Annotated in this window: 10 protein-coding genes; 5 read left to right on the top strand and 5 right to left on the bottom strand. The window is 43.0% G+C overall.

All coding sequences use genetic code 11. From position 1 onward, the window contains the following. Window positions 1-109 precede the first annotated feature (109 nt). The gene (locus MKY99_RS29590; RefSeq protein WP_339267871.1) at window positions 110-5,923 is read left to right on the top strand and encodes an NPCBM/NEW2 domain-containing protein; all 5,814 of its coding nucleotides are present in this window, start codon (window positions 110-112) and stop codon (window positions 5,921-5,923) included. Between the two features lie 437 nt (window positions 5,924-6,360). Further along, a complete protein-coding gene (locus MKY99_RS29585; RefSeq protein ID WP_339267869.1) occupies window positions 6,361-6,996 on the top strand; it encodes a response regulator transcription factor in 636 nt (211 codons plus the stop codon). 97 nt (window positions 6,997-7,093) lie between these two features. Here MKY99_RS29585 and MKY99_RS29580 read toward each other — a convergent pair whose 3' ends face one another. Next, window positions 7,094-8,926 carry a patatin-like phospholipase family protein gene (locus MKY99_RS29580; RefSeq protein ID WP_339267867.1) on the bottom strand — a complete coding sequence of 611 codons (1,833 nt, stop codon included), beginning with the start codon at window positions 8,924-8,926 and terminating at the stop codon, window positions 7,094-7,096. A 230-nt stretch (window positions 8,927-9,156) separates the two neighbouring features. Here MKY99_RS29580 and MKY99_RS29575 point away from each other — a divergent pair, with 230 nt between their 5' ends. Continuing rightward, window positions 9,157-14,235 (top strand): AAA family ATPase, encoded by a 5,079-nt coding sequence (locus tag MKY99_RS29575; protein ID WP_339267865.1) that lies wholly within the window; start codon window positions 9,157-9,159, stop codon window positions 14,233-14,235. Further along, a complete protein-coding gene (locus MKY99_RS29570; RefSeq protein WP_042192856.1) occupies window positions 14,232-14,885 on the top strand; it encodes a response regulator transcription factor in 654 nt (217 codons plus the stop codon). Before MKY99_RS29575 ends, MKY99_RS29570 begins: the two co-directional genes overlap by 4 nt. A gap of 12 nt (window positions 14,886-14,897) precedes the next feature. Here the strand turns inward: MKY99_RS29570 and MKY99_RS29565 are convergent, their stop codons facing one another. Together MKY99_RS29565 and MKY99_RS29560 are read right to left on the bottom strand one after the other, a co-directional pair. Next, entirely contained in the window at window positions 14,898-15,203 is a 306-nt protein-coding gene (locus MKY99_RS29565; protein WP_256716193.1) for a DUF2752 domain-containing protein, read from the bottom strand. Between the two features lie 85 nt (window positions 15,204-15,288). After that, window positions 15,289-15,627 carry a DUF4234 domain-containing protein gene (locus MKY99_RS29560; protein WP_052404459.1) on the bottom strand — a complete coding sequence of 113 codons (339 nt, stop codon included), beginning with the start codon at window positions 15,625-15,627 and terminating at the stop codon, window positions 15,289-15,291. Window positions 15,628-15,845: 218 nt separating this feature from the next. On the opposite strand from MKY99_RS29560, the gene MKY99_RS29555 reads away from it, so the two are divergent. Next, complete coding sequence (locus tag MKY99_RS29555) at window positions 15,846-16,187, top strand: zinc ribbon domain-containing protein YjdM (RefSeq protein ID WP_042131582.1); 342 nt, start codon at window positions 15,846-15,848, stop codon at window positions 16,185-16,187. A gap of 73 nt (window positions 16,188-16,260) precedes the next feature. On the opposite strand, the gene MKY99_RS29550 is transcribed toward MKY99_RS29555, so the two are convergent. Both MKY99_RS29550 and MKY99_RS29545 read right to left on the bottom strand, forming a co-directional pair. Beyond that, the gene (locus MKY99_RS29550; protein WP_339267862.1) at window positions 16,261-17,916 is read right to left on the bottom strand and encodes a diguanylate cyclase; all 1,656 of its coding nucleotides are present in this window, start codon (window positions 17,914-17,916) and stop codon (window positions 16,261-16,263) included. Window positions 17,917-17,964: 48 nt separating this feature from the next. Next, complete coding sequence (locus MKY99_RS29545) at window positions 17,965-19,392, bottom strand: bifunctional diguanylate cyclase/phosphodiesterase (RefSeq protein ID WP_339267860.1); 1,428 nt, start codon at window positions 19,390-19,392, stop codon at window positions 17,965-17,967. Window positions 19,393-19,866: the final 474 nt, after the last annotated feature.

The following is a 19,866-nucleotide window of genomic DNA, read 5'->3' as shown; positions in this document are numbered from 1 at the left end:
AGTTTTTATGCGACTTTATACGCAATCAAGCTACTCTTTTGGGGTAGTTTTTTTTGTGCCTATTTTTAGGCACGGAAGAGATTCATATTACATCTGGGGGGTAGAAAAGATGAAAAAAATGATTGCGATCGCTACATCAGCAGCCATGTTAGCTAGTTTTTCGAGTGAGGCAGGTTATGCTTTAGCAAGTGATGTAAGCAAGGTAAGTGTAGTGAACACTGTAGTACAAAGCAAGGCTGACCTATTCAGCAATGCGTCAGTTATTCCGTTTGATCTCTACGGCAAGGCTATCCTAAGCGCTTATAATGATGTTTTTAGAATGAATCCTGCGAATATTAAATCCATTACCAATAACGGTGGCAACTACTCAGGTTCACCTATAGCTAAGGCTATTGATGGCGATATGAGTACGCATTGGGAAACGGGCAAACCGAACAGTTCAACGTTCACGAATGAGGTTGTCTTTGTTTTCAATGAGTCCACTGAATTAAATAGAATCGTATACGCTGCAAGACAATCCAGTGCAAAGGGGAAGGGGTTTGCTCAGGAATTTGATATTTATGGCTCAACTACGGATGCAGGCGATTATACGCTAGTATCCTCTGGAGAATATAAAGGCGGAGCAGGTGACGTAGTAGAGATTCAGTTTGCACCCACAGCTTTCAAGAGACTTAAATTTGTCTTCAAAAAAGCTAACCAAGATTGGGCGAGTGCAGCTGAGTTTTCTTTTTACAAAGAAGATACCGTATCCGCTAAAATGAAAAATTTATTTACAGATGATACCTTGAGTCAAGTTAGCACAGCATTTAATACGGTGGAGAAATTAACGGCTTTAGAACAAGAAGTACAGACACATCCACTGTACGCGCAGTTTCAAGCAGATATAGAGAATGCAAAAGTACTTCTGGAGAATCATCAAATAGAGGCAACAGCGGCTAAGGTTTCGAAGCTAAAAGGCTATGGTACAGCATACGAAAATGCCTATAGCGAAGCTTATAGAATGCCCAACTCTAATGTATCAAAAGTAACGGTGAACGGTGGGAGCTATCCAGGTACGAAACCGGAATACATGCTCGATGACCAGCCGAATACACACTGGGAAACGAACAAAAACAATGATGACAGCTTCACGAATGAAGTCGTGTTTGAATTAGCGCAAGCGAAAGTACTAGATAGATTGGCTTTCCTGGCTAGAGATAACCGCAAAGGCTTCCCAGAGGCTTTTGAAATTTATGCATCAGAAACAAGTAAGGGAGAGACCTTCCAACTCGTATCTAGCGGAACCGCGACTAGTACGAATGATTTTCTGGAGTTTAAATTCGAACCTACGAAGTTTAAAAGATTGAAATTCAAGTTCACAAAAGCCAATATCAACAGACCTTTTGCGGCTGAATTTAGATTTTATACAGAAGATAAAGTAAGCGAAGCTGTAAATGGTATTTTCACAGATGGCACGATGAGTGCGGTTGTTCCTGCTTATAATAGCGTCGAAGCAATCAATGAATTAGAAGAAGCGGCAAAAGTACATCCGCTCTATCCAATCCTGAAAGATTCTTTGGATTTAGCTAAGAAGCTAGTGAATGGTGAAGTTCAAACTGAAGGCACCCTCATTGAGGCGGAACAACGTGGAGATATGAAAAAGCATGCGCAGGAAAACCTGAGAATTGGTTTCGGGACGAACAACCAGCCTACAGGTCTCGTTGCAATGCCTGGAGATACAATCAACGTTTATGTGGACGCAGCTTCGAGCGATAAACTACCTTCTTTAGTCTTTTCTCAACAAGAGGCGGCTTGGAATGTTTGGGCTAGAGGTGTGCAATTGCGTCCAGGTAAGAATATTATAACCGTTCCTGAATTTGCTACGAATAGTTATTATGCACATGAAGTGACTAAAGGCGGTACAGTGTATATCGTCAATCCATATACAGCAGAGGAACAAGGTAAAGCACCTATGATCCGGTTCGAGGGGCTTACCAAGATCCCTATGATGACCAAGACTACAGATCCTGAACAATTTAAAGCCTTCTTAACCACCTATAAACAAAAATTAGATGAAGATAAGGCAGCGCATCCGAATGTTCAAGATCGCGAGCTCATCGATGTGGTGGAAATGGTCAGCGATCATGTTATTTTCACAGGAACTGCGACAGAAGCTTATAACAAGTTTATTACGCAAGAAAATGATCCGCTGGGTACCGTAACCGGCTATGATACTTGGATGAAGACGATCTTTGACTTCTATGGCTTGGATGGCAGTAGTGTGATTCATGATGCGAAGCTAATTCGTGAGAACATCCGATTGATGCAGCCTTATGGTGCGATGTATGCAGCGGGAGATCATACAGGGATACAAATTGGGACCGTAGGGACGATGTTAGGTGATTTTAACAAAGTCTATCCAGGATGGGGATTGAATCATGAAATAGGGCATCGCTTGGCGATGGGTGAACGAGAATATGGTGAAGTAACCAATAATATGGTGTCTATGCTGATGTCAGTCTATGCGGACTCGATGGATACTCGTATTCCTTTTGAAAGTGATATTTATAAATATGTAATCGAAGAAAATAAAGTGGTTATGAATCAGCAGGGCTTATTTGCACAGCTCGGTGCCTATTGGCAGTTAGAATTGGCGCATCCGGGTTACTGGACAGAACTGACCAAGCTGTACCGCGAGCGGAAGGTCTCCCTTCCGAACGGCGACAATTCCAAGCAGCAGTATTTGGTGGAGTTCTCCTCTGAAGTGCTGGGGTTAGACCTAAGTAGCTATTTTGCCAGACATGGCTTCACTGTGAATCCTGAAACGAAAGAGAAGTTAGCTAAATACCCAGCACCGAAAAAGCTCTGGTATTTAAACAATTCAGTGGTTCATTATGAGGGAACAGGAATAGCAGATAAGAATGTTGCGATAAAGGTTAATATCACGCCTAACACTACTGCTAAATCGAACACATTAAGCTTCAGTATAGATAAGGATCTTAAAAAAGATTTCTTAGGTTATGAGGTGTATAGAGACGATAAGTTAGTAGGGTTTACTGGGACTGACCAGTTCGTGGACACGAATGTAGATAGCAGCATCAATTATACGTACAAGATCGTTGGTTATGATAAGAAGCTGAGCCCACTGAAGCCGGTACAGGTTAAAGCCTTCAAGCCAGCGCTGTCTGTTGAAGATCAAATTACGTTAAAGCTTAATCAAACTTTTGATCCGATGAACTATGTAAAAGCGACTAACTACCAAGGGAACGATATTACTGCTAATGTCACCCTGAAAGCAAATACCGTTGATGTAACGCAAAAAGGCGACTACGAAGTGGTATATGAAGTGAAGAACGAAGGGGTTACAGAAACCAAAACTACACTGGTTACGGTAACGAGTGACTATGCTTATCTTTCGGATCTTACTGCCAAGTCAGTCGTTGTTGGTTGGGGTGAATTAAAGAAAGACAAAGCCGTTTCTGGTGGAATCATCACCCTTGTTCGACAAGGGTTAGCTGCGACCTATACCAAGGGAATCGGTGTACATGCCAACTCTGAAGTTGTTTATGATATTGAGGGTAAAGGTTATGACTTCTTTGAAAGCTACATCGGGATCGATCAAGCGATGAAAGGAAAGCCATCCTCTGCAACCTTTGAAGTGTATGTAGATGGAGAGAAGAAATTCGCGAGTGAGGTTTTCCGGGCAGGGACAGAGCATGAATTTGTGAAAATACCTGTGACAGGCGCGCGAGAAGTGAAGCTGGTTACCACAGATGCTACAGACGGCAATGCTTCAGATCATACGGTATGGGCGGATGCGAAGTTTACGAATACTTCAAGCAAGCCTACTATCACAGTGCCTGAAGAGACAACGTTTATTGAGCTGAACAGTGACTTTGATGTTTTGACCGGTGTTACAGCCGTTGATAAGGAAGATGGTAACTTGATTGGAGCCGTTGAGGTAAGTCCGAATGGTTTCACTTCAAGCAAAACAGGCACTTACAACGTCGAACTGTCAGTTACAGACCGGGATGGGAATACAGCTGTGCAGACCAGAACAATCGTTGTGTATAGCGCTAGTAAATACTTGAGTGATACAGCTTGGCAGTCGGCAAGAACGGATTATAATGTTGTTCGTAAGGATAAGGCAAGTTCTAACAATCCGATTAAACTACTTGTAAATGGCGTAACCAAAGAGTTCGCTAAGGGTTTAGGAACGCATGCTAACTCTGAGATTGTATATAATCTAGCGGGCGCAAACTATGAATATTTTGAAACGTTTGTAGGGGTTGATAGAAATATCCCGGAGCAAAACAACTCTAGTGTGATCTTCAAAATTTTCGCCGACGGGGTAGAAGTGTATAACAGCGGACTGATGAAATTTGGCACGGAAGCCAAACTAGCTCGAATCCCTGTGAAGGGTGTAAGTGAATTGAAATTGGTATTAGACAATGCAGGCAACGGAAATGCATCAGATCACGGTGATTTCGCTGATGCGAAGTTTATAATTCTGAACAGTACCCCGGAGCTTACCATAGCTAAATCAGTATCTACCAAAGTGGGCCAAGCAATAGCAGTAGGTGCAGACTATTCGGCAACAGATTCAGAAGATGGTGACTTGACGGCACAAGTAAGGGTTACGGGTGAAGATCAAGTTAAATTTAACAGAGCTGGAAAGTATCCGATCACGTACACTGTAACCGATAGTGATGGGAATATGACGACAAAGACTAGAACCATTGCCGTGGTCGATATGACAGACTTTACGTATCTAACGGATTACGACTGGAATTCTACTCAGAACAGCTATACTGCGCCTTTGAAGGATAAATCTATTAGTGCCAATACGCTGAGATTAACCGATGAGAGCAATCAAGTAGTGTCCTACGAGAGAGGGATTGGAGCACACTCTAACTCGACGATTGTATACGATCTAAGCGATAAGAACGCGGACTACTTCACTTCCTATGTGGGTGTAGATCGACAAATGTATGGTACGGTCGGTTCGGTGAGCTTTGAAGTGTTTGTCGATGGAGAGAAGAAATTCGATAGTGGGGTTATGGGCTCCAGAGATCCGCAGAAGTTCATCGAATTGGATATTAACGGAGCTAAAGAGCTGAAATTAGTCGTTACAGACGGCGGAAATGGCAACGGATCTGACCATGCTACATGGGGAGGAACCAAACTACATTTTGCGAATGGAGATCACCTATTCACTGGAGACCTAGAGCAAGCCATTGCAGCGGCAAAAGCAATTTCTCTAGAAGGCTTCACGGCTGAGAGTATTGCGGCATTTACGGCAAGGCTTTCGAGTGCAGAAGCGGCTTTGACTAATCCTTCTGTCACACAAAGTGAAATAGATGCAGCCTCGGCAGCGTTACAACAAGCAATAGAAGGTCTGACCGAAATAGACCTTACGCAAGTCATTACCATTGCGGACAAATATATAAGTGCTTCGATCAAGACTACGTTAGGCGTAACTGGAGAACTAACGCTAGGGGATATGTATAACCTTACAACGTTAACGAGCGAGACAGGAAGAGCTAGATCCTTGGAAGGTCTACAGTATGCTAAGAACCTAGAGACACTTGATATTACTGGAAATGAAATCACTGACTTCTCCCCATTACAAGGGTTAACTAAACTAACGAGCTTATTGGCTGACCCTCAAGTGGTAGAGGTGGGAGGATTAAAGGGACCTGTGGTTGAATGGACCAATCCGGTGAAAGGGCTTGATGGCAGTAAAGTGATCCCTAGTTCGGCAGGGGTCAGAAACACTGGAACATCTAAAGAAATCATGTTTGATATGAATGAATGGGCAGCTAATCCTGATGTGTTCACTATAGACCTATCGAACGAGGAGAAGGGAACTTACATGCTGGGGTTAACTTACCAAGTCGCAGGTAATCTCGTACAATTAATTTCTTTTATTGATAACAATTAAATCCCATAGGCAGAAGAAAACAGGCGAATTGTGGTGTATTCAACCATGATTCGCCTGTTTTTATATTGGGCTTACGTAATATGAGACTCGTATTATGTAAAAAACATCCATTTTGTAATATGACAGAAGTGATGACAACGCTCACTATAACCAGACAAGTCTATTAATTATAATGAATCAGATGGTTCAACTCTTCCAGCCTACGAATGTTCAGCATGAGTAATCGTGTAGACGTATCTATAACGAAAATGTGACAAGCTATAATTCGATGATAAGTACTTTTCCTAATTTTTTATTTGCAGGGGCTATTGGATTTAAGTCGGAATTCCTGCTCAAGATGGAAGGGGCCAAACGGGCAGACGTTAATTGGACGATATCCTAAGTGGACTTGATATAGAGAATTAAGATTGCCATGAGATTTAGAGGGAGGCTTTTCTATGAAAATCGTTATTGTGGATGATCATCCTTTAGTTAGAAGAGGGCTGGCATCTGTCATTTCAATGCAGCCAGGTGTGCAATTCGCTGGTGAAGCTACGAATGGTCAAGAAGCATTTGATGTGATTGAAGCGACAAATCCAGATATTGTTCTCATTGATCTTAAGCTTGTTAATGAATCGGGCTTGGATATCATTAAGACAGCACGTGCTCGCGGCATGGTTAGTAAGTTCATTCTGTTGACTTCCTCTGCGAGCAGGGAGGATTTTTTGAGGGCTGAAGAAGTACTAGTAGATGGATATGTCCTAAAAGAGGCACTGCCGGAGGAGTTACTCTTTGCTATCCATTTGGTGCATAAAGGGAGAAAGTACTATGATCCTGGTCTAATGGAAGAAAAGATGCGTATTAGCGGCAGCAGTCCGACGGATGAATTAACACCGAAAGAGAAGGAAGTACTGATTGAACTTGGACAAGGTGCTTGCAACAGAACGATTGCTACACGTCTATATATCAGTGAATTTACGGTGAAGAAGCATGTCAGCCAGATTTTAGCGAAGCTGCGGGTTAATGATCGGACACAGGCAGCATTGTACGCAAACGCGATAGGGCTAACGAAATATGAAATGTGTTATGAGTAAAAATATAACATTAGCATTAAATACGAGGAGGTGTCTCAGTAGCAGTTCATAGCTCTTGGGACACCTCCTGAATTTTTCTTTTTTGTATGCAATGTATTTAGGAAGCGGCTATTTTTTGGCGGATTTGGGCAATCGCTTCTCTTGTTACCACTTCTCCGGCGGCTATGTAGTCGTCCGCATCCTTAAAGCTGATTTGATTGAAGCCAAGATCGGGACGCAAGATTACATCCGCTAATTGCAGCTCTTCCTTTATCAGCTTTGCGCTCATGATGTCAATCGTATTCATTAAGGAATCTATTAGATGTCTGGCTGCTCCCTTCGTGAAGGATTCAGGGCAAACGTTAACTGCTATTACAATATCAGCTCCCATGCTCCTTACTAGCGCAGCTGGCACAGGATGAACAATGGCTCCATCGGCTAAGTGCTTTCCTTGATAGTTGACAGGTCGCATGGCTACGGGAACGGCTGTACTTGCGGCAATGGTATGTGCAAGCGAACCCGTCCTCATGATATGAGCCTCACCGGTGGAGACGTCTGAAGCTATCGCGCCAAAGGGTATAGGCAGCTCCTCAATTAGACGCTTACCGACATGCTTTTCGATAAAGCTGATAATGGGCGCGTTATGAACAAGGGACCGCATAGGGAAGGTTGGACGCACCAGTTGTCCCCAACTGATCGTAGAAAGAACCTTCATACATTCTTTTACAGACATTCCGGCTGCATAGGCTCCTCCGACCATAGATCCAACGCTTGTTCCTGCGATCATGTCTATGGGAATGCCCTCCTGCTCCAGAATGTTTAACACCCCAAGGTGAGCCATGCCTCTGGCTGCGCCGCTTCCTAACGCCAGACCAATAACTGGGCGGTCTCCTACTTTACGGACTCGGCCGAAGCGGAGATGGTGACTGTAGATCATACGTCCTTCGCTACGAATATAGGCTTCTCTCACGATATTTCGTAATTCCTCTACATTATTGTCTAGGTAAGGGAACAGGGACAGCATGCTCAGGGCATCTTGAGAGAGGATTTCTTGCGCATTGCCCGCTCCTTCTTTTTCTAGAAAGTATTGCGCAAGCAGCGGTATATCTTCAGTTCGCTCACGAAGAGGAGGCACAGGCAAGACCGCTAAGTGGGAAACAATCTTCAAGGGACAAGTGCTAGTCAGGATGATTCGAATCTGTGCAGCTGCCTCCAGCAGCTGTAGTAGCTTCTCAGAAGGACAGGATTCTGCTTCCTCGATGACAATGGTTCCTCCTTTTGCCGCAATAACCTTGGTCTCCCAATCAACAAGGCTCATGTCTGCTACATTTAACACCAGTAGCGGGTATTGACCGTTCGTTGCTCGGTAATGAAGTGCTCTTGCTACATTTACCTTCCCTGTACCGGATTCACCTATCACGACAACATGGACCCGCTCCGTCGACAGATGTTCAATCGATCTGAGAAGTGTGCGCATTTCGGCACTTTCTCCGATCAGTTCACCATAGCGCTCTTGTTCCTCGGATTCATGAAGCTTCATGAAGATCTGACTTTTCGAATGCTCCTCCAGTACACGTTCGTTGGAATTTTGGATTCTCTTGATCATGGATTCGATGATCTGGCTGCGGAACTCGCGATTTTTGTCCATTAACAGCAGCATGCCACTTCTGGATACGGATATTACATGAACGTTATCGATCGCTTCTACATGTGCACTGATGGGGTCTCCGGTAAGACAGGACATTTCCCCGAAGAACTGGCCTTTCGTGAGTATAGCCAATTCTACCTTTATTTCCGTACTAATAAATACTTGTACCTGACCGGATACCAAAATATAAACCCGCTGGCTGACCTCGCCCTTTTGCATGATAAGCTTGCCGGGTTCATAATGCTCTTCTTGCATTTCTGGAGCTAACTGCTGTAATTCTTCATCGGACAGGTGCTCAAGCATAGGGTAGTCTATGTAGGAAAGATGCAATTTGAATCCTCCTTATGTGGGGATGATTGAGTATTTTTTCCTATATTATCACAATGGAATTTTATAGATGTCATATGACAAAATAGATGACAAAGTTAATTACAACATAGGATTCTATGGCGAGATCAGATGATATAATGAGTATAATTGCTTTGCGAGATTGCTTATTCTGTCTACCTAATTGTAACTAGGGAGTGCTGTTCATGTTTGAGTTGCAAGGATACCAAACTTTAGATCTGATAGAGACTACCTCAGATATCAGGCTGTACAGACTCCTACGTCAAGAAGATGGCCTTAGGGTTATTGCCAAGACAACTACAGGCGAGTACCCGGGATCTACTATGGTTGATGCTTTTCGTCATGAGTATGACATGCTTAAGCGACTTAGCGGTCGTGGAGCAATCGAGGCATATAGCCTGGAAATCACACCGGATCGGCCAGTCCTTCTCCTAAAAGATATAGAGGGGAGTACGCTGGATCAGATACTGCGTACACCTGATTCACTGGAGCTTCCAGTGCTGCTTCGGATCGCCATCGCTGTTGCTGATTGTCTTATGCAAATTCATCGAGAAAAAATAACACTAAATGAACTGACCCCCGCTCATCTAATCGTCAATCCAATTACTTTTGAAGTGAAATTTATTGATATACGAATGTGCTCCGCTGAAAATGATACCAGTCCATTGTCACCTTTAAGCGGGCGGCCGGATGCCTTGCTTCCTTATATATCGCCAGAGCAAACGGGTCGAACTGGGTTGAACCCGGACTATCGTTCTGACTTTTATTCGCTTGGAGTCATTATGTATGAATGTCTTTCAGGCAGTCGCCCCTTTGAGCTTCATGATGTTGTTGATATTGTATATCGTCATCTTGCAGATACACCTGAGCCTTTACATCGCAGGTTTCCCACTATCCCTCTATCTGTCTCTGACATTGTTGCTAAATGCATGGAGAAGATGCCCGATGCGAGATATGCCAGCGCCTTTGGAATCAAGTCGGATCTTGAGGAATGTCTAACCCACCTACAACAATACGGGTACATCGAGCCCTTCCTATTAGGAAGCTGGGATATTCCGGAACGCTGGATGGTATCGGAACGATTCTACGGAAGACATTTTGAGAAACTAAGCTTACGAGAAGCACTGAAACGAGCATCACAAGGTGCTGTAAAGACGGTCTGGCTTAGTGGTGAGAGTGGTATCGGTAAAACAACCTTTCTAAAAGAAACGCTTAGAAATTCGATTTCTTTGGATGGTTTTTTCGCCAGAGGCAAATTCGAATCTCTACATACCTCACTCCCTTATGGCATCTGGCATCAAGTTATAGAAGAATTGGTCAGTCAACTGCTGATGGAAACGAAGCTGCAGGTGGAGGTTTGGAAGCTGCGTATTTTACAGGCAGTGGACAGTTACGGGCAATTATTGATCGAACTTGTCCCTAAGCTTGAGCTCTTGATTGGTCCCCAACCTTCCGTGCCTTCGTTGCCGCCGCTGGAAGCTCAGCATCGATTTCAATTAATTATGAGCCGATTTATTCAACTCTTTCCTCATGAAGATCATCCCTTGATCTTGATATTGGACAATCTGCAATGGGCGGATGAAACATCGCTGCAATATCTTACTTCGCTTATAGAGGACACGGCCACGAGTCATCTGCTAATCGTTCTTTCCTATCGTGATCGGGAAATCACGAGGCTGCACCCACTCAGTAAGCTGGAAAAGCATTTGATAGACCGCAACGTAGTGATGAGTAGAATATCTCTACAAGCGCTTGAACTCACCGATTTAAAACAACTGCTACTGGATGTTATGCGTTACGAGGCTGCTGACTTGGACGAGTTAGCGCGGGTACTTCTGCATAAGACAGATGGGAATCCACTATTTATTAAGCAATTCCTTCAGGATTTGATTGATGATCAGCGAGTGGAATTTGACGAGGATCTTCGAAGCTGGAAATGGGACCTCCAGCGCATTACTGAATTGAATGTTCCTGATAATGCAGCAGCCTATCTTTCAAGTAAATTACAGCAATTTCCTGATCAGACGGTGTATGCACTTAGTAGAGCTGCATTAATGGGCAGCATATTTGATGTGGGTACGCTTGCCGAAATTATGGAGATTCCGGTAGAGACATTGACCGAAGCGTTGGAAGTCGCTGTAAATGGACGTGTGCTACAACCTGTTAACGGGGAGGAATATACGCATTTTAAATTCCAGCATAACCGCATTCATCGGGCGGCTTATGCTCTTGTTCCCGAAGAGGTGCGCCCAGAGCTACATTGGAGGATTGGCATGCTATTGCTAGGCCGCAGCTCTCTTAGTGAAGGAACGATTCTATTTGAAGCGGTCCATCATTTCAATCAGGCGCTTACATGGATAGATCGCCCCGAACAGAGGCTTCAACTGGTAGAGCTGAACTTACAGGCAGGGATAAAAGCGAAGCAAACGACTGCACATGAGACAGCCTTACAATATATGCTTCAGGCAACAGCGATACTAGAGGAGCAGAGCTGGGAGGAGCATTATGGGCTAACCTTCCGGGTATTTCGTGAGAGGGCCGAGCTCGAATACTTATGTTCACATTTTGATAAGGCTAATGAATTATTTCATCTGTTAATCCATAAAGCTGCGACAAATACGGATAAGGCTTACATCTACGCGATGAAGGTTCAATTGGAAGCAAGTAATGATAACCATGAAGAGGTTATCTCCTTAGGTCGGCATACATTATCGCTATTGAAAGTGAGCCATCAATTTGATCCTAGCTATGTTCAATTGACGCTTCAATGGTTAAGATTGCGGCGCAGACTACAGAAGGTTTCACTCGAATCGCTTAATCTTTTACCGCCGATGACCGACGAGGCTCGTAGAGTCGCAATGACCACTTTAGATCATACGAGCAATGCCTGCTTCTATGTCAACCGAGATGGGTGGCTCGCTTCTTCCTTCACCATGATTGAATTGACGCTCGATTATGGGATGACTCCGGAGGCTTCCATTGGATTCATAGGCTATGCAATGTTTCAATACTATTACTTCCGTAATGATGAAGAAACATTTAAATGGGCCATGCTGGCGTGCAGCTTATCGGAACCCTATCCGAAAGTGCATATGACAACCTTAGCTGCGTTCGCAATGTGCTACGATAGCTGGCGGCATTATGATCCAACTATGCTCCGTATGTTTACCGAGAAAGCAGGTAAAGTGGGACTGGAATCAGGTGACTTATGGAAAGGCAACCAGAGTGTGCTAATCAACTGTGCCTCCCTTTTGCAATTTGGCCATCCGTTAGGCGATATCTATGATCGGTTAATTGCTCATTCCGGTGATTTGCTGCGCCATAACAACAGTCTTCACTGTAAGCAGGCTATCATAGCTGCAGCTACTCTAGTTCGATTGACAGGTTATCGCTCACTAGATGATCCATTTAACATCGCAGAGATTAGCGAACCTGATTTTGCACAGTCGGTTCATGGAGATACCTTTGATTTTATACAAGAAATGGTCTGGATACACCGATATTTGACAGGTTATGTATTTGGGGAGTACCGCGAAGCCAGTGAGGCATTAGCGAAATCAGCTGCCATTATAAAATCACGTGAAGATGGCTTAGACAGTCCTATGCAGACCGTGTATGAATGTTTAGTCTGGGCTCAGTTGTATGAGGAATATAACGCTGAAGAGCAGCGTGTATACCGGGTAAAAATGCACAGTCGGCTGAAGAAAATGAAAAAGTTTGCTAAGCGTTGCCCGGAAAATTATGAGCATAAATATTTGTTGATGAAGGCTGAGCTGACTCGCCTATCGCGAGATCCACGACAAGCTGAAGCCTTGTATGAGCAGTCTATTGAGGCTGCTCGTATCAATGGCCATATTCACGATTTAGCGATGGCGGCGGAATGCTATGGCAAATATGGACTTCGTCATGGCAAATTACATCTAGCAAGAATCTATATGACTGAGGCCTACGAGGCTTATCTGCAATGGGGCGCAAAGGCTAAAGCGGCTGACCTTGAGCAGCAGCATAGCCATTTGCTGCATATTAAACGGGAGCCCGGGCTCGATCGAGTCGATTCCCTTTCTGTAGTTATGTCTGCTCAAGCTTTATCGGGCGAGATGGAGATGAGTCGATTATTGGCCACGCTGATGCGGATCATGCTCCACAATGCTGGGGCCGAATATGGGGCAGTTATTTTTGATCATGATGGCAAATGGATGGTTGAAGCTTATGGTACCTCAGAAGCTCAGCATATCGAATCTGTTCCTCTCGGGGAAGAGTCAGATCTTGTTCCGGCAGCGATTATAGCCTATGCAGCAAGAACACAGGAGCAGGTTGTATTACATGATGCGCTCAGTGAGGGGATATTTACGCGTAACGTTTACGTTAGGAATAATAGACTGAAATCAGTTCTTTGTCTTCCTATCATGAATCAGAATAAATTGGTTTGCTTGCTCTATTTGGAGAATAACCTATCCCCAGGTGTATTTACGCCAAGTAGGCTCGATGTGCTCAAGCTGCTTGGTTCACAATGCGCAATCTCAATCGCTAACGCCAAGCTGTATTCGGGAATCCAATATCTTAAAAAAAATCTAGAGGACCAAGTTGTAGAAAGAACTCGTAGTCTGGAGCGTTCGATGCGAGAAACATCTGCGGCTTTGGCCGAAGCTACCGTCTTTGAAGAACGCAATCGTATTGCCCAAGAGATTCATGATATTGTTGGGCATACACTTACATCGACGATTCTGCAGATTGAAGCTGGCAAGCGGCTGCTTCAGAAAAAAGATATAGATAGTGGTTTTCAGCGACTGGTTGAAGCACAGGATCTTGTTCGGCATAGCTTGAATGAAATCCGCGGCTCTGTCCATATGCTGAAGGAGGACAAGTATTCGGACCTCACGGTCATGTTGAAGCAACTGATACGCGATACTGAACGTAATGCGGGCGTTGTCGTCCATGCCATTATTTATGATCTGCCGGAGGCCATGTCAACAGCCTATAAAAAGGCCATCTATCATGCTTTGCAGGAGGGCCTAACGAACGGAATCAGACACGGTAAGAGTACGGAGTTTCATTTTAGTCTGGAGTCTGTCGGAGCAAATTTACAGTTTAGGCTCAAAGATCGTGGGTCAGGAGATAGTCATATAGTGATGGGTTTTGGACTCAGGACGATGAAAGAACGGGTGGAGCAACTGGGAGGTAGCTTATCCATCGATTCAGAAATGAATGAGGGCTGTCTACTGGAAATCGATCTGCCAATGCGAAGGGTTGGGAATAGAAAATGAGTAAGATAAAGATTGTAATTGCCGATGATCAATTGTTGACGCGTGAAGGACTTCGTACCATTCTGGATCTGGAGGATGATATGGAAGTGGTTGGCGCTGCCAAGAACGGGGAAGAGGCCTGCGAGATGGTGGAAGCATTCCAACCCGATCTGGTACTGCTTGATGTTCAAATGCCGATCATGAATGGGATCAGTGCACTAAAACGAATCAAGCAGATTCGTCCGGATATATTCATTCTGATTTTAACCACTTTTATAGAGACCGATTATATTGTTGAGGGTATGGCATTTGGAGCAAGCGGCTATATGCTGAAGGATATGGATGCTGATAAAATGATTTCTTCGATCCGTGATACGATATCCGGGCAATTTATTCTGCCAGCTCCGGTAGCAGCCAAATTGGCGACGAGGATGAACAGATTGACGGAGGAGTACGAACATTGGCAAAGATCCAATGTAGATCGTATGAGTCTGACAGAACGGGAAGAGGAGCTGGCGCAGCTCATTATCCGGGGACTTAACAATCGCGAAATTGCCGATACACTGCATATTGCGGAGGGGACAGCCCGTAACTATATTAGTAATCTTTATAGCAAATTAGAGGTGGTTGACCGGGCTCAAGCGATTGTGCGCCTTCAAGCTATTATGTAACCGTAGTTGATGCTAACGAATTACTGTAGGGGCCAAGTAATCAAACATTGGAAAATTTCTCAGTACTCCAAATGTAACGGTTAGGATCAACATCACAGCCATAATTCCATGGCTAAGTGGTTGGATACGTTTCTTTTCAGTAATTAAGTACAACATATACAGAGGCGCTAGAATAAATAGCAACGGGTTAAATCTAAACGCCTGAACGAAGTCGAACTTTAACAAGGATAGAATAACTCTTGTGACTCCACATCCCGGACAATAAAATCCAGTCCATTCATGAAATAGACAAGGTATACCTAGATTGGTTAAAGGCATCCATACAGTGAAATACAGTAAGCCAAGGAGACTTAAGGACACACTCCAAAATAGTTTAGGGTGTGTCCTTCTATGAATCGTAAAATTATACCAATTTGTTAACATCAGATTGCACCAAAGCGTATGTGACAATACCAAAACTAAAGATTGTGAGGATCACGTACAGAGCTGAATTATCGGATACGAGATAGCCGCGTTGTCTTTGAGCTTCTGCAACATGTTTACCGATCTGGTAGGCCCAAACCAGGCTCCATATCCCGCAAGTAATCAATGTTAGAAGAAAATGCTTTCCTCCTGTGAATGTGTAGTCTCCACTTAGCTTTCCAACGTCATTCGTTAGAACAATAAACCAAAATATTCCGTATATTCCACATGTAATTAATGACAGTATAATGGAAAATGCGACACTCCTTTGACTAATCATTGTTCACTCTCCTATGTATTTATATGAAAATTTTACATTATTATCATAGACAATTGTGAAAATATATACAAGATAATATTTAGTGGTTTGTTTTTTAAGAAACGTGGAACAAGCTTACTATCTGGATATAGTGGATTCCTTCATGAATATGAAATATACTTTTAAAGATTAGCCGCAAGACAGCTAGAATTTGAACTACGATTGGAGAAAATGAAACAATGTCTAATTTACCGAACTGCCCGAAATGTAATTCTGAGTACACTTATGAAGATGGAAGTCTACTAGTCTGCCCGGAATGTGCACACGAGTGGACATTAGAATCAGAGTCTGAGAATAGTGAAGATCAAAAGGTTATCAAAGATGCCAATGGCAATGTATTAAACGACGGCGACTCAGTAACTGTAATCAAAGACCTTAAGGTAAAAGGAAGCTCATCTGTTCTGAAGATAGGTACCAAAGTCAAAAACATCCGTTTAGTGGACGGAGATCATGATATTGATTGCAAAATTGATGGGTTTGGGGCTATGAAATTAAAATCCGAATTTGTTAAAAAGATATAAAAGAAAGAATCAGCTTACCTTCGATAGAAGTAGGGCTGATTCTTTCTTTTTTTAGGTAATATTTAAAGGCGTGTCATCTTATGATTTCAACAATTTGGTTTCGTCCTGCATTTTTGGCTTGATATAAAGCTTTGTCCACAGATTCGAATAAATCATTTAGTTGATTGGTCGGGCTTTCTGCATACTGCTCTGCAAAATTATTAATGGACAGTAGTCCCATGCTTACAGTGATGGATACAGAATGAGCAACCTCATCCACATGTACTTTATTGGCCTCTATCATGAATTTGATATGCTCTGCCCAGAGGTTTGCTTGTGTGTGGTTCGTATTTGGTAAATAGACGATAAACTCTTCCCCGCCATAGCGTGCCAGAATATCCGTCTCCCTTAGCGATTGCTTAATGACCTCTACCGTGCTGCAAATTACAACATCGCCGACTAAGTGGCCGTAATTGTCATTCACCGTTTTGAAAAAGTCGATATCCAGTAGAATGATGGCAAAAGGCTGCTTCAATATCATATTTTCTATGATCTCTTGTTCTAAGTACTGTGTTAAGTAATGACGGTTATAACAACCTGTTAAGCTGTCGGTTATGGCCATCTGCTTGAGTTTTTGGTTGGTCTGAGAAAGCTCATTCTGGATTTCAATTAATGCCAGATTACGCTCTTGCAGGATCTCGTTCTGCTGATTAGTCTCAGCAATGAGGCGATGCAGCTCGCTTCTATCCTGAAAGGTGAGAATCCGTCCAACCATGATCTCGCCTACGACAATGGGTTCCGCTGTAATATTGATGTACGCTTGGAGCGAGGTGTAGAATACTTCAACTTCGCTTCTCTCCATGGGCTGTTTAAGATATGTATGTTGAAACAATCGGAAAGCGCTGGCAGTCTGCTCCAGGGGGGTTAGCGCCGATAAGTCGAAGCGATCACCGATCTGTAGGTTGATTTTTGGCAAAAGCGATCGATTGATCTCTACCACAGTCTCGTTATCATCCAGTACAAGAATACCTAGTGTAATTGTGTCAATGATATCCTGATGAGCGATGGTTACGAGATCAAATATTTTATCACGATGGATGGCAATGACGAAAAAGATGGCAGAGATTAGTATCCCCAGAGAGGTCATCCCCGGAATCACCGGCTGAGATTTAAACAGTACCACATTAAGAAAGACATCCAGTAATACAAATACAGTCAGCACCAGCACACCTTTGAGTACATGAGTAACCTGTTTTTTGATCCGCTGTGTGGCGTTCGATAAAAGCGCTGAATAGATGATATACAGAGAAATAATAATAGTGCAGATCAAGAAGAGAATAAACAGCCAAAAAAGCGGACCATAAGATCTTTCAACATATCCACCATGCATTGGCAGTACAAAGCTTTGCTTTGGATTGACGATCACTCCAATTAAGATCAATGCTGCGACAATGTATAGGATCAGCGTTTTCTTTTTTCGGAGGAGATATGATTTTCCAGTGAGAAATATCGTAAAAAGAAGCCATCCAATCGTTAACAGTATCGAGTCAATAAAAGCTAGCTTCACATAAAACAATTGAACATCGGGATCCGCTGTAGTTTTGAGAGCAAATTGACAGAAGGGCCATAACATCATCGTGAAATGGAAAGTCAAGTAAACCTTATGTAAGTTAGTGATTGTTACAGTAACAAATATGTAGATGAATAGAACGAAAAGAACGAAGAATAATGATAAGTCAATCCATGTCATGACATTCAATTCGGTAACACCTTCTTATATAAAAAAATAGGTTCATCTTTATTCATTTAAGCTCGAAACCTTCTCCCACTCGGTTAGCAGCTCTTTTACGCTCTGTGCGGACTGTGGCTTACTGAACAAGTAACCTTGAATTTTATCGCAGCCTTGCTCCTGCAGGTAATCGAGTTGTACAGTTCGCTCCACACCTTCTGCAATAACACACATATTCATGCGTTTACCAATCATAATAATTTGTTCGACAAGAACGGCTTGATGTGTCCCTGTTCGAATGGAATCAATGAAGGACTTGTCTATTTTTAAAGTCGAGATCGGCATATGAGTAAGATAGCTTAAGGAGGAATAACCGGTACCAAAGTCATCCAAGGCAATTTTGATGTTGTGAGCTCTGAGTTCAGTCAGTTTACTACTCACATATTCGTAAGATTCAACCAGAACACTCTCTGTAATCTCTAGCTCTAAGTATTCAGGATCTAGTCCGGAGGCTTGCAAGGTGTCTAGAACTAACTCATTGAAGTCGCTTTGCAGTAGCTGCAGCATTGAAATATTAACAGACATCGTCAGATGTGATAATCCTTGCTCATGAAGACTTTTTAAAAAGGCACAGGCTGTTCTGAGCACCCACGCCCCGAGAGGAATAATGAGGTGGGAATCTTCTGCTATTTTGATAAACTTATCCGGAGGGACCATGCCTAGTATGGGGTTGTTCCAGCGCATAAGAGCCTCTAGTCCCGTCACTCTGTTCTGAGTCAGATCAATCTGGGGTTGATAGAATACCTCTAGCTCATTTTTCTCTAAAGCATTATACAACTGCTTCTCAATGTTCATTCGCTCAGTAAAGGTATCATTGAGCGGTTGATCAAAGACAATAATTTGACCCTTGCCAGCGTCTTTGGCTTTATACATAGCGATGTCTGCGCATTTAAGGAGTTCCATAATATTACTTCCATGTTCGGGGTGAGCACTGATTCCGATGCTTAGGCTAACATGTAGCAGACTGTCATCCATCTCAATCGCATCTTTAAAACCGGCAATAATGTGAGAGGCTACACTAGTTATACACTGACTGTTCTCAATAGAATATAAAAGAACGATGAACTCATCCCCGGCGAAACGATACACTTCCCCACTACTCCCAACCAGGGACACCAATCTCTCACTAACCTTAACAATTAGGCGGTCACCAAATTCATGGCCCATCGTATCATTTACATATTTGAAGTAATCAATGTCGATGAACATTAAGGCTGCAATGTTATTCAGTTCCAAAATGTGAGGCCCATTCTCATAAAAAGCTAATTTGTTGGGCAAGCCGGTTAATAGATCATGATACGCCAGGTAATGCATCCTTTCTTCATTCATGGCTAGCTTCTCTTGATTCTCAATGAGCTGATCATATTGCTGTCTGAGTTCTTCTTCCGTAGCTGTGATTTCCTCATAGGCCGCCTCTAGATTTTCGTGGGCGCTCACCCTATCCCTATAGGCAAGATCCAGTTTCTTCTCGATCCTTTTAATCCGTTTCAGAGTACCTAGAATTAATGCAAAGATAAGTAAAGCTGTTATGAGGATAAAGAACCAGCCTTTAATTATATTAATAAGTCTTATCCACTCCGGATCTCGCGTAAAAGTGGAAACGGCCTTATCTGTTAAAGGGATCCATAAGCACCCAACAATAAAATATATTACGGCGATTTTTAAGGAGCCCCGAACAGGATTGAAGGTTTGTTTGGATATGGAATTTTTGTGTTTATTTCTTTGAAGCATATGTCCCTCCTATATCAAGCATGAGATGCATGAGAGCTACTTGTTTTAGATCATTTCAACATATTTCATCAAAATCCTCTATTTGTCAGTGATGTTCTGCAAATTTTAAGAATGAGTTTTTTGACAAGCTGGAGCTAGGCATTAATGCCTAGCTATGCTTGAACTTAACTTATGTTATAA

Source organism: Paenibacillus sp. FSL R5-0470, from assembly GCF_037975205.1.
In the GTDB taxonomy this organism is placed as follows: domain Bacteria; phylum Bacillota; class Bacilli; order Paenibacillales; family Paenibacillaceae; genus Paenibacillus_AQ.
Note: the sequence above shows the minus strand (reverse complement) of the source record. Positions and strands in the feature narration are given on the sequence as shown.

Excerpts from the sequence above, each read along its gene's own strand:
- MKY99_RS29590 (WP_339267871.1), top strand. The coding sequence starts at position 110 with ATGAAAAAAATGATTGCGATCGCTACATCAGCAGCCATGTTAGCTAGT.
- MKY99_RS29585 (WP_339267869.1), top strand. The coding sequence starts at position 6,361 with ATGAAAATCGTTATTGTGGATGATCATCCTTTAGTTAGAAGAGGGCTG.
- MKY99_RS29580 (WP_339267867.1), bottom strand. The coding sequence starts at position 8,926 with ATGCTTGAGCACCTGTCCGATGAAGAATTACAGCAGTTAGCTCCAGAA.
- MKY99_RS29575 (WP_339267865.1), top strand. The coding sequence starts at position 9,157 with ATGTTTGAGTTGCAAGGATACCAAACTTTAGATCTGATAGAGACTACC.
- MKY99_RS29570 (WP_042192856.1), top strand. The coding sequence starts at position 14,232 with ATGAGTAAGATAAAGATTGTAATTGCCGATGATCAATTGTTGACGCGT.
- MKY99_RS29565 (WP_256716193.1), bottom strand. The coding sequence starts at position 15,203 with ATGCCTTTAACCAATCTAGGTATACCTTGTCTATTTCATGAATGGACT.
- MKY99_RS29560 (WP_052404459.1), bottom strand. The coding sequence starts at position 15,627 with ATGATTAGTCAAAGGAGTGTCGCATTTTCCATTATACTGTCATTAATT.
- MKY99_RS29555 (WP_042131582.1), top strand. The coding sequence starts at position 15,846 with ATGTCTAATTTACCGAACTGCCCGAAATGTAATTCTGAGTACACTTAT.
- MKY99_RS29550 (WP_339267862.1), bottom strand. The coding sequence starts at position 17,916 with ATGACATGGATTGACTTATCATTATTCTTCGTTCTTTTCGTTCTATTC.